At 61.7% G+C, this 11788-nt stretch carries 8 protein-coding genes and 3 pseudogenes; 5 read left to right on the top strand and 6 right to left on the bottom strand.

Going from position 1 to position 11788, the window contains the following annotated elements:
• Positions 1-192 precede the first annotated feature (192 nt).
• Positions 193-1377 (bottom strand): benzoate/H(+) symporter BenE family transporter, encoded by a 1185-nt coding sequence (locus P6U16_RS18580; RefSeq protein WP_277701735.1) that lies wholly within the window; start codon positions 1375-1377, stop codon positions 193-195.
• Positions 1378-1561: 184 nt separating this feature from the next.
• Here P6U16_RS18580 and P6U16_RS18585 point away from each other — a divergent pair, with 184 nt between their 5' ends.
• The 5 genes from P6U16_RS18585 (at position 1562) to blaOXA (ending at position 6435) form a co-directional block, all read left to right on the top strand.
• On the top strand, positions 1562-2509 hold the full coding sequence (locus tag P6U16_RS18585; protein ID WP_277701736.1) for a helix-turn-helix domain-containing protein: 948 nt from the start codon (positions 1562-1564) through the stop codon (positions 2507-2509).
• A gap of 180 nt (positions 2510-2689) precedes the next feature.
• Positions 2690-4198 carry an aldehyde dehydrogenase gene (adh, locus tag P6U16_RS18590; protein WP_277701737.1) on the top strand — a complete coding sequence of 503 codons (1509 nt, stop codon included), beginning with the start codon at positions 2690-2692 and terminating at the stop codon, positions 4196-4198.
• A 203-nt stretch (positions 4199-4401) separates the two neighbouring features.
• Entirely contained in the window at positions 4402-4788 is a 387-nt protein-coding gene (locus P6U16_RS18595) for a DUF779 domain-containing protein (RefSeq protein WP_277701738.1), read from the top strand.
• Positions 4789-4910: 122 nt separating this feature from the next.
• Positions 4911-5504: a GNAT family N-acetyltransferase gene (locus P6U16_RS18600; RefSeq protein ID WP_277701739.1), complete on the top strand. Its 594-nt coding sequence runs from the start codon at positions 4911-4913 to the stop codon at positions 5502-5504.
• Between the two features lie 142 nt (positions 5505-5646).
• Positions 5647-6435: a class D beta-lactamase gene (gene blaOXA, locus P6U16_RS18605; RefSeq protein WP_277701740.1), complete on the top strand. Its 789-nt coding sequence runs from the start codon at positions 5647-5649 to the stop codon at positions 6433-6435.
• Positions 6436-6524: 89 nt separating this feature from the next.
• On the opposite strand, the gene P6U16_RS18610 is transcribed toward blaOXA, so the two are convergent.
• The 5 genes and pseudogenes from P6U16_RS18610 to P6U16_RS18630 all read right to left on the bottom strand — a co-directional run bounded on the left by P6U16_RS18610 (position 6525) and on the right by P6U16_RS18630 (position 11784).
• Positions 6525-7457, bottom strand: coding sequence for a ribose-phosphate pyrophosphokinase (locus P6U16_RS18610; RefSeq protein WP_277701741.1), 933 nt, complete (start codon positions 7455-7457; stop codon positions 6525-6527).
• A gap of 224 nt (positions 7458-7681) precedes the next feature.
• On the bottom strand, positions 7682-8485 hold the full coding sequence (locus P6U16_RS18615; protein WP_277701742.1) for a hypothetical protein: 804 nt from the start codon (positions 8483-8485) through the stop codon (positions 7682-7684).
• Between the two features lie 90 nt (positions 8486-8575).
• A pseudogene (locus P6U16_RS18620) lies at positions 8576-9726 on the bottom strand (Xaa-Pro peptidase family protein).
• Between the two features lies 1 nt (position 9727).
• Positions 9728-10521 (bottom strand): annotated as a pseudogene (gene pgeF, locus P6U16_RS18625) (peptidoglycan editing factor PgeF).
• A gap of 170 nt (positions 10522-10691) precedes the next feature.
• A pseudogene (locus P6U16_RS18630) lies at positions 10692-11784 on the bottom strand (class I SAM-dependent methyltransferase).
• Positions 11785-11788 lie beyond the last annotated feature (4 nt).

Here is an 11788-nt window from a genome sequence, read left to right on the forward strand (position 1 = left end):
GTCCGGGAAACCGAGACCGGTTAAAGCCTCATCCGCGTTTGCCTCCAAGGGTGTCCGCGCGGACGCGGGGTCCATAACCGTAAACGACCCGAAATGCAAGCCAGGCAGGGATTTGCGAGAACATAAGCCTTAGGTGAGCCAGCTTGACGGATTGGGATCGTCAAACGGCCCTGCCGCAGAGCCGCACATCATTCAGCGCTTCCACCGTCGCGTGAATTGGGCGAGCCCCAGCATCAACCCACCGGCCAAGAGCCCCCAGAAGGCGCCGGAGATCCCGGCGAAGCTGACGCCTGATGCCGTGACGAGAAAGGTGACGGCCGCCGCCTCCCGGCTGTCCGGCTCCTTGAAGGCCGCCATCGCCGACCCGGCGAAAGCCGCTATCAACGCAAGGCCGGCCACCGCCTGGATGAGGATGGGCGGAGCCAAGCCGACAAAGGCGGTGACTGATGCCGCGAGCAGCCCGAAGATCACATAGGTGACACCTGCGACGATCGCCGACCAGTAGCGGCGCGCAGGATCCGGATGGGCGTCGCTGCCGGCGCACATCGCAGCGGTAATCGCCGCCAGATTGACGGCATGGCCGCCAAAGGGTGCGCTGAGCAAAGAAAACACGCCGGTTACTGCAAAGAGCGGGCCGGGCTTCGGCTCGTAGCCGTTGACCTGCAGCACGGCGATGCCGGGAATGTTTTGCGAGGCCATGGTGACTATGAACAGCGGCAGGGCAATGCTGACCAGCGCTTCGAGATTGAACACGGGGCTGATGAATTCGGCCTGCGGCAAAAGCGTTCCGGAGAATTTTGCGAGCGCTTCTGGCGGGATATCGACACCGAAGATCAGCACCAGAACGAATGCGGCCAGCGCCGCCGGCACGGCAAAGAGCCGGTTGATGCTGCCGACGACCACGAAGGCCAGCACGATCGGCAGGCCGAACAGCGGATTGAAGGCGATGGCCTTGACCGGCGCAAAGCACAGGCCGATCAGGACGCCGGCCAGCATCGCATTGGCAAGGGCTGCGGGGATAGCAGCCACCATGCGGCCGAGCGGCTTCCAGAGGCCGGCAATGACGATCAGCACGGCACAGACCAGAAAGCCACCGACCGCCGCGTTGAAACCACCGGCGACAACACCGGAACTTGCCAGAAGTGCGGCACCCGGCGTCGACCACGCGATGCTGACCGGCAGACGGGTCGCAACGGAGAGCACGATGGCGCAAAGCCCCATGGAAATCGACAGCGCCATCAGGCCGGACGCGGCCTGTGCTTCCGTTGCGCCCACCCCTGTCAGGCCGTGCAGCACGACGGCGAAGGAACTGGCAAAACCGACAAAGGCAGTGAGCAGGCCCATAAACAGGCTTTGCAGGGAAAATTCGCGGAGCATGGGAGTGGTGACCGGATGCAGTTGGCAGGATGAGATGCTGCCTATCACACTCCCGTGTCGGCGCGAAAGCGCCACCAGCGAGATCGTCCCGAAACTGAGAACGAACCTTGGACCTTCGTCAGGATAGACGTGGAACAATAAACCCCTATATTGGGGTTTTGTCGGCTTTCAGGGAGGGAGGCAGATGAACCATTCCGATCACGTCCAAACCATCGCACAGCAGGCATCGGCGGCGGCAAGCTCGCCGATCGCCGCCTCGTGGCGGCGCTGCATGACGCAGCATGGCCTTTCTCCCGAAGAGATGCGCACGCCGATCCGGCTGTCCGATGCAGAATTCAGCGTGGCGAAGGAGCGCTCCGGTGCCTTGCTGGAGGAGGCGTCGAGCGAACTTGACCGGTTGTTTTCGACAGTCGGCAAGGCCGGCTGTTGCCTTTTGCTCACCGACGGGCAGGGCGTGGCGCTCGATCGCCGGGGTGCAGCCGGCGACGACAAGGATTTCCGCGGCATCGGGTTGTGGTCGGGCACGCTGTGGAGCGAGGCGAGCGTCGGCACGAACGGCATCGGTACGGCGATTGCCGATGAACGGGCGGTGATCATCCATCGCGACCAGCATTTTCTCACCCGCAATACCGGCCTTTCCTGCGCCACCGCGCCGATTCGCGACCATAAAGGCCGGATAACCGCGGCCATCGACATTTCCACCTGCCGCGACGATGCCGGCGATATGGCCATGATGATCCTTTCGCAGGCGGTGCGCGATGCCGCCGCGCGGATCGAGGCGAACCTTTTCCACCGCGCCTATTCCGGTGCCCGCATCCTGCTGGTGCCGGCCGAAGGAAAATCGGCGCCGGCCCTTCTGGCTATCGACCGCGACGATCTGGTGCTCGGTGCGACACGGGCAGCACGGTTGCGGCTCAACATCGATGACCGCCGCATTGAAGCCGGCATTGCAGCGGCCGATCTTCTGGGTGAGGAGGCCGGTGGTGGCTGCAGCGACCTGCCGGATGCGGAGCGCGCAGCCTTGCGCCGCGTCCTGTCCCGCGCCGGCGGCAACGTCTCGCAAGCGGCCGAAATGCTCGGCATCAGCCGCGCGACGCTCTATCGCAAGATGCGCCGGCTCTCGCTCAACTGACGCCTTGGCAACTGATCAAAAGTCGACCTTCTTGCGCTGCAGCATGGAATGCAGTCTACACCTGTCGCATATCTGAAACACATCGCGCCATGCCGGCATCCTGCGGCACTACCGCTTTTGGCCGATCCGGCGCACCGTCCTTCCAGCAGATGTGGAGTCTGTTTTTTGGGAGGAAATTTCATGTTGCATCAGAAGATCGTCGAGAATCCGTTCAAGCAGAAATACGGCAACTTCATCGGCGGCGCGTGGCGCGAGCCGGTCGACGGACGCTATTTCGACAACACAACGCCGGTCACCGGCGGCGTTCTTTGCCAGATCGCCCGCAGCCAGGCCGCCGATATCGAGCTGGCGCTTGATGCCGCCTATGCCGTCAAGGACAAATGGGCCCGCACCTCGTCCACGGAGCGCGCCAATATCCTGATGAAGATCGCCCAGCGCATGGAAGACAATATCGAGCTTCTGGCCAAGGCCGAGACCTGGGACAACGGCAAGCCATTGCGCGAAACCATGGCCGCCGACATGCCGCTTGCCATCGATCATTTCCGCTATTTCGCATCCTGCGTCCGAGCCCAGGAAGGCTCGATCGGCGAGATCGACCATGACACGGTCGCCTATCATTTCCACGAGCCGCTCGGCGTCGTTGCCCAGATCATTCCGTGGAACTTCCCAATCCTGATGGCCGCGTGGAAGCTCGCCCCGGCACTGGCCGCCGGCAATTGCGTCATCCTGAAGCCCGCCGAACAGACACCGGCCTCGATCCTTGTCTGGATCGAACTCGTCGGCGACCTTCTGCCGCCGGGCGTTCTCAACATCGTCAACGGTTTCGGGCTTGAGGCCGGCAAGCCGCTCGCCACCAATCCGCGCATCAACAAGGTGGCGTTCACCGGCGAAACCTCGACCGGTCGGCTGATCATGCAATATGCCAGCCAGAACCTCATTCCGGTCACGTTGGAGCTCGGCGGCAAATCGCCGAACATCTTCTTTGAAGACGTGATGCGTGAGGACGACGATTATCTCGACAAGGCGCTGGAAGGCTTTGCGATGTTCGCGCTCAACCAGGGCGAGGTCTGCACATGCCCGAGCCGCGCTCTGGTGCATGAGAAGATCTACGATCGCTTCATGGAAAAGGCCATCAAGCGCGTCGCCGCCATCAAGCAGGGCAACCCGCTCGACATGTCGACGATGATCGGCGCCCAGGCCTCCAGCGAACAGCTGGAAAAGATCCTGTCCTACATGGACATCGGCAAACAGGAAGGTGCTGAAGTCCTGATCGGCGGCGAGCGCAACAACCTCGAAGGCGAACTGGCCGGCGGCTTCTACGTCAAGCCGACCGTGTTCAAGGGCCACAACAAGATGCGCGTTTTCCAGGAGGAAATCTTCGGGCCGGTTGTATCCGTGACAACCTTCAAGACGGATGAAGAAGCGCTCGAGATCGCCAACGATACGCTCTATGGCCTGGGCTCCGGCGTCTGGAGCCGCGATGCCAATCGCTGCTACAATTTCGGCCGTGGCATCCAGGCCGGCCGTGTCTGGACCAATTGCTACCATGCCTATCCGGCAGGCGCTGCCTTCGGCGGCTACAAGCAGTCCGGCATCGGCCGCGAGACCCACAAGATGATGCTCGACCACTACCAGCAGACCAAGAACATGCTGGTGAGCTACAGCCCGAAGGCGCTGGGTTTCTTTTGATCTTGCTTTACCTCCCCCTTGAGGGGGAGGTCGCAGCGTAGCTGCGGGTTGGGGGTGATCCGTTGGGTTTGCCCCCCTCAAGTTTTTCAATCGGAAAATAAGGGCGGGTGGTGTCGGTGCATGTCTCTGTTGCCGGATTGTGCGGTGGGTCACCCCACCCCGTCGCTGCGCGCCGACCCTCCCCCTTAAGGGGAGGGTAGACAATGAACAGCACTATCCACGGCGAACCGCGCGTGCTCGCAACCGACGCGGCGCTCTCGTTCATCCGGGAGATCCAGCAGGACCACCCGGATATCCTGTTTCATCAGTCCGGCGGCTGCTGCGACGGCTCTTCGCCCATGTGTTATCCGGCGGACGATTACATCGTCGGCGATCATGACGTGAAGCTGGGCGAAATCGGCGGCGTGCCGGTCTATATCTCGGCCAGCCAGTTCGAGGTGTGGAAACATACGCAGCTGATCATCGACGTCGTGCCGGGCAGGGGCGGCATGTTCTCGCTCGACAATGGCCGCGAGCGGCGATTCCTGACGCGTTCGAAACTTTTCAATGGCGGCGAGGCCTGTGCCATTCCCGTTGTTAAGCGGTTTTAGCCCCTGAAAAGTCATGAGGATCCGACATCACCAGGCTTGATGCCCGGTGTCCGGTGCGGCTATTGATTGCGCCTCAATCCTTGCCGCTCCCATGCAGCGACATTTCTGAAAAAGGCGATCCCATGCTTGAAGACGGCTATCACGACGTTCCATCCGACAAGATCGTTGCCGTCGTCACTTCCTTGCAGATGCTGCAGCGTCCGCCAGCACGGGCGGAGGCGTCCGGTCCCTGGACGCTTCGGCTGCACGAGAAGATCGATCTCGGCAGCTACCGCACGCTCTATGAGAAACTCGGCGCCCAGTGGCTTTGGTCGTCCCGGCTCGTCATGTCCGACGAAGAGCTGTCGTCGCATGTGCATTCGCCGCAGGTCGAGCTGCACCTGATGAAGGTCGATGGCGTTCCGGAAGGGATTGCGGAGTTGGATTTCCGCAAGGCCGGCGAATGCGAAATGGCCTTTTTTGGCGTGTCGGCGACACAGATCGGCACCGGTGCCGGTCGCTGGCTGATGAACCGGGCGATCGATCTTGCCTGGCGCCATCCGATCGAGCGCTTCTGGCTCCATACCTGCACGCTCGACAGCCCACAGGCCTTGCCGTTCTACATGCGCTCGGGCTTCAAGCCGTTCAAACGTCAGATCGAGATTGCCGATGACCCGCGCCTGTCTGGCCGCAGCCCCAGGGATGCAGCCCCGCATCTGCCGATTCTAACGCTATAGGCTCGTTCCAATGTGATGGGAGACGGCTGTCTCATCGTATTTCGTGTTTCCTGTCAAAGTCTTGCCACCAAGGTCACGGACAAGCAAAGCGCACGGAGGGCTGCGCATGGGTTTTCGATCTTTCCTGGACTCTCGATCTTTAATGACTGCGCTCGCGCTTTCCGCCTTCTGCGCCATACCCGCGCAAGCCAGGACGCTCTGCACCGTCATTGCCGATGCAAAGACGGGCGACATCCTTGTGCGGGATGGGGAATGCGATGCCCGCGTCACGCCCGCTTCGACTTTCAAGATACCGCTGGCTGTCATGGGCTACGATTCCGGCTTCCTTCAGGACGCCTACAGGCCCACCTTGCCCTTTCGCCAGGGCGATCCCGATTGGGGCGGCGACAACTGGAAACAACCGACCGATGCCACCCGGTGGCTCAAATATTCGGTTGTCTGGTTCTCGCAGCGGATCACCGTCCATCTCGGCGCAAAAAAACTGACCGACTATGCGAGGAGCTTCGACTACGGCAACGCCGATTTCTCCGGCGATGCCGGCAAGGACAACGGCTTAGAGCGGGCGTGGATCGCGTCCTCCCTGAAAGTGTCTCCGATCGAGCAGATCACATTCCTGCGTCGTCTGATCAATCATCAGCTTCCCGTCAGTGACGCGGCGGTCGATAAAACGATTGTTGTTGTAGAGGGACGGACCCTGCCGTCGGGCTGGGCGATCAAGGGTAAGACAGGTATGGCCTATCCCCGCAATTCCGATGGCAGCTTTGACAGGAGCCACCCCTGGGGCTGGTATGTCGGCTGGGGAAAGAAGGGCGATCGGACCATCGTCTTTGCCCGCCTCGTCCAGGATGACCGGAAAACCGCAGGCAGCGCCAGTTTTCGCGCCCGCGACGGTCTCTTGCAGCAGCTTCCGTCCCTGCTGGTGGCGAAATGATGCCACGCGCGTCAGGCGTGCATGACGATCGGCATGTCGTAAGCATCATCGCCGGACAACAACCGGCGACGATCCGCAAATGCCCTAGATCAATCGAACAGGCTGGAGACTGATTCTTCCTGGCTGGTGCGGTTGATTGCTTCGCCGATCAGGCTGGCAGTCGAGATGACGCGGATGTTGTGCGCCGACTGCACCGACGTCGTCGGCTGGATGCTGTCGGTGATCACAAGCTCCTTGAGCTTGGACGAGGTCACGCGGGCGACGGCGCCGCCGGACAGCACGCCGTGGGTGATATAGGCGGTGACGCTGGTCGCACCGTTCTTCAATAGCGCTTCGGCGGCGTTGCAGAGTGTGCCGCCTGAATCGACGATATCGTCGATCAAGAGACAGTCCTTGCCGGTGACGTCACCGATGACGTTCATGACTTCGGATTCGCCGGCGCGCTCGCGGCGCTTATCGACGATGGCAAGCTGGCAGTCGAGGCGCTTGGCAAGCGCACGGGCGCGCACCACGCCGCCGACATCGGGGGAGACCACCATGACATTCTTCAGGTCGTAGTTTTCCTTGACGTCGCGCGACAGGATCGGAACGGCGTAGAGGTTGTCAGTCGGGATGTCGAAGAAGCCCTGAATCTGGCCGGCATGCAGGTCGAGCGTCAAAACGCGGTCGGCACCGGCTTCGGTGATCAGGTTGGCGACGAGCTTGGCCGAGATCGGCGTGCGCGGACCGGGTTTGCGGTCCTGACGGGCATAGCCGAAATAGGGGATGACGGCGGTGATGCGGCGGGCAGATGAGCGACGCATGGCGTCGATCATGATCAGCAGTTCCATCAGGTGGTCATTGGTCGGAAACGACGTGGACTGGACGAGGAAGACGTCCTCGCCGCGCACGTTCTCCTGGATTTCCACGAAAATCTCCTGGTCCGCAAAGCGTCTGACTGTTGCTTTGCCCAGGGGCAGGTTGAGATAATTGCAGATCGCTTCGGCCAAAAGCCGGTTCGAATTGCCTGCGAATACCTTCATTGATGGTCCGCCTGTGCTGGCGCGGTTGTCTCTCAGATGGAAGTACCTGAAAGGGTCCGTCTCCGCGCAAATTCCGTAAGCCTATTCCAGCGATCGCATGCATCCTGAATGCGAGTGGTTCAGAACTGATGCGCCGCTTTTTAGCGGCCCTGAACCCGAATGCAAGGGGATAGCGGCCTGTCGATCGCGTTTATCCTAAAAAGTTTATGGCTGTTGTTGCGGGATCAGCCCGGATTGCCCTGGCGCCATGACAGATAGGCGTCGATCGACTTGGTGGCGATGCCCTGCATGGTCTCGGCCGGAACCGCCGACCACAGGTCGGGGCCGCCCCCTGGAACCGTATCCTGTCCCTGAATGCGATGCAGCCGGTTGCCGGAATTGTCGAGCACGTCCCAGACATAGACGACGGTCGTCTGGTCGCCGTCCTTGAGCGCCGAGAAGTAGCCTTTCAGGATATGCTGGCTGGTGGGATCGGATGCGCCCTTGATCGTCAGGCCATGTGCACGGGCCTCGGCACCAAGCTGTTTGGAGAGCGGCGTGACGGCCTGCACGGGTGCGCCGATGATCGGCAGGAAGCGGATCGTGCCGGTCGCGGCGGACGGCGCGGCTTCGGCGACAGCGGTCTGCTGCTGCTTCTCGGGCATCTCCTGTTCTGCCTCGGGCGCGGCTTCGGAAAGCTGCCTTTCCTGCGCCGGCATATTGCCGGCTTGCAGCTGTCCGGCCTGGGCATCGAGCGTGCCAGCGGGGTTGGTATAGGTGGCGTCCGATCGCGCCAGCGCGGTCTCGGCCGGCGTTGTCAGTGACTCCTGCGCGGTGAAGGCGGTTGTCTGGTTGACGGGCGCAAGCTGCTGCTCGGTGACGACAGGCTGTTGCTGCGCCATCTGGTCGAGATCGGACTGGGTTACGGGAGACGACTCGACACTGCCGCCGCCAACATCGACCTGCGGCGTCAACGCATCCGTGCTGTTGCAGCCCGCAAGGGCTGCAACTAGACCAAGGCCTGCGATGAGCATGACCAGCTTCTGCATCGTTCCCACCGTCCCGTGATGTCTCGGCGACAGATTTATGACGGGAGCAGTCTTTCCCTGTCAATCGCGGGATATAGTAACCGCATTTCCTTACGCAGAGATGAAGTCCAGCCCATAGCGGGACAGGGGCTTGGGGCCGTCCGCTGTCGTCAGATAGGTCTGGCCGAGCGTCATTGCCGTTCCGCTGTCGGAATCCATGATGATCATGTGGACGAACAGCGACATATCAGGCTCGATCTCCTGCGGATTGCCGAGGTGGAACATCTGGTGTTCCATCCAGGACGGCGAGAAGCGGGCGCCGAGCGAATATCCGCAGGCGTTCAGGCGGTGCTTAGCAAGGCCGCGCTCGTCCATGATCATGGAATGGATATCGAACACCGTGCCGAACGTATTTCCGGGGCGAAGCACCATTTCGATGCCCTGCAGCGTTTCGCGGCAGGCGCTGTAAAGTTCGCGGTGGCGATTGGTCGGCTCGCCGACCACAACGGTGCGCATCATGGCGGCATGGTAATGCGCGCTGACACCTGCCCATTCCAGTGTCAGTTGGTCCTGCGGATCGAGATTGCGCCGGCCTGCCTTGTAGCGGCACAGAAGCGCGTCCGCCCCGGAGCCGATGATGAATTCGTTGGCCGGATAATCGCCGCCGCCGGCAAACACGGCGCCCTGCATGGCGGCAAGGATCGCTGCCTCGCTGCCGCCGGGCACGATCAGGGGATCGCCGCATCCAGCGCGTCGTCCGCAAGGCTTGCCGCCTTTTCCACATGCAGGATTTCAGCCGGGCTCTTGATCAGCCGCAAACGGCTGACCAGCAGCGACGCGTCTGTCAGTTCGCCGAAGCTCGTCAACTGGTGGTCGAGCAGGCGGGCGACCCGTCCGGTCATGCCATGCGTGTCATATTCGATACCGATGCGCGCGCCGAGCAGGTCCATGTCGCTGAGCAGGTTCTTCAGGTCCATGGTCGGATCCGCATTCACGCGGTCGATCCAGATCTCGATGCGCTCGATATTGGAAGTGTGACGCGCCTGGCGCAGATCGGCCGAGCGGGTCAGGAGCACCATCGAGCCGTCGGATTTCACGACCAGCGTCTGGAAGAAGCAGTAGCCGAATGTGTCGTAGCCAGTCAGCCAATACATGCTTTCCTGCGCGAACAGGAGCAGGGCATCGAGCTTGTCTTCGCGCATCTTAGCCGTCAGCCGCTCCAGGCGTGCCGCGTATTCTTCCGGTGCAAAGTGCAGGGCCATGTTATCTCTCCCGTAGGGATATTGCAGAAATCTGTCGGCCGTAATCCGGCTCTTGACGATGGGTGGTGCGGCGATAGGAAAAGAACCTCTCTTCATCCGCATAGGTGCAGAGATCGAGGTTCTCGGCGGTGATACCGGCGTCCCCGAGCCGTTTGATGGTCAACGCCGGCAGGTCGAACATTGCATGCCTCTCGTTTACCGACGGCGTAAAGAAAGCCGCATAGTCTGCGTCCTTTTCCAGGAAGCGAGCGACAAACTCCGCGCCGACCTCATAGTTGCGCCGGCTGATCGATGGACCGAGGCAGGCGACGATGCGTGCGCGGTCGGCGCCGAGCGAGACCATGGCATCAATAGTGTTTTCCAGAACGCCCGTCAGCGCCCCTTCCATCCGGCATGCGCCGCGCCGATGATGCCGGCCTTAGGGTCGGCAAACAGCACCGGTCCGCAATCGGCCGAGAGAACGCCAAGGACCAGCCCCGGCGTTGCGGTCACCATGGCATCGGCCTGCGGCCGGCTTCCGTCATAGCCGGCATCGACAATGACCACGTCCGGAGAATGGACCTGGTGCAGGGTCGCCAACCTGTCAGGTGAGGCGCCGAACCAGCGGCCGACCCGGGCGCGGTTTTCCTCGACATGCGCCCGCACGTCATTCGAGCCAAGCCCGACATTCAGGCCGCGGTAAATACCTTCGGACACGCCGCCTTCGCGGGTGAAATAGCCGTGGGCAATGGTGTCGCCGAGCTTTTCCGAAAGCAGCGGGCTCAGGACAGGCGAGGGCAGGGCGTCATCCTTCATTGGTTGTCTAGCCCTTTCAGCACTGGTGATAGCGGAGGTTTTTGATGGGCGGAAACGGGTTTTGCCCAGGGTGATTTGGCGCGGATGTTGGCCCCGAGCATCGCCCCTGTCAATCGCAGGATTTTGCATCGGACCATTTTGGCATGGCGGGCCGAGCATTATCGACGCATCTATTTCTGAAACGGCGCAAGCGCCACCTTTGGGCTGCTGACGACCAGAACCTTGAAGAGTTCGCCCATTTTTCCTCGCCGGCGCCGGCCAGCCGGTCGACATCGAGACGGATGCCTTCCTGCGTTATCGGGTCCTTGGTGTTGGCGAGGACGGAGGCCCGTTCGATCAGGCCAAGGCCGGTCAGGAAGTCGCCCTGATAGGTCAGGCCATTGACCTGAAGACCTTCGGCCAGCGCCCGGCGGCCGAGCTGCTCGAAATCAACATGGCTGGTGATGTCGGCTTCCCCGGCTGCTTCAGGGGCGGATCGTAGAGATGATCGCGCACGGCCTGCAGCGTGTCGCCAAAGCCTGTCGAGATGTGGCCGTAGTCGATGATCAATGCCGTGCCGCCGCCAGTGCGGATGCGGGCGCTCAGCGTCGCCATCACTGCGTCGCGGGCAGGCGATACCTCAAAGACAGTGCCAACAGGCACGTCTTTCGCAGGCACAGGCAGGAGGTCGGGATCGATGGTCGCCGTACCTGCGGCAAAGACCAGTTCGTCATCCGCATCCAGGCCGACGAGACGCTCCCGGAACCCTTGCGTCGTCTTGACGAACTGGCGGATCGGAATGGCGTCGAATAGCTCGTTGGTTGCCAGAAGCAGAAAACCCTCCGGCAGCGTATCGAAGCTGTCGTGCCAGGAGATTTTCCACTTGTGCCGGATCAGCGTCTGGCTTTGCACCTTGCGCAGCCGCTCGCTGGTTTCGATCAGGTGGACCTCTGCGGTCTCGTAGAGGGCGGGCGACAGTTTCTCGACGACACGCAGGATGTCGGCCATCATTGTGCCGCGGCCGGGGCCGATTTCGCAGAGGATCGCTTTTTCGGGAGAACCGTGCTGCTGCCAGGCCTGGACGAGAAAGATGCCGATCATTTCCCCGAAAAGCTGGCTGATCTCAGGGGCCGTGGTGAAATCACCGGCCCGGCCGAATGGCTCGCGCACCTGATAGTAGCCATGCTCCGGATCGGCCAGGCACAGCGAGAAATAGTCGGTGATGCTGATCGGGCCGTTGGTCCTGATGATGGCCTTGATCTTTTCCCCGAGTGGCGTCGTCATCTCG

The organism is Rhizobium sp. 32-5/1, from assembly GCF_029537235.1.
In the GTDB taxonomy this organism is placed as follows: domain Bacteria; phylum Pseudomonadota; class Alphaproteobacteria; order Rhizobiales; family Rhizobiaceae; genus Pararhizobium.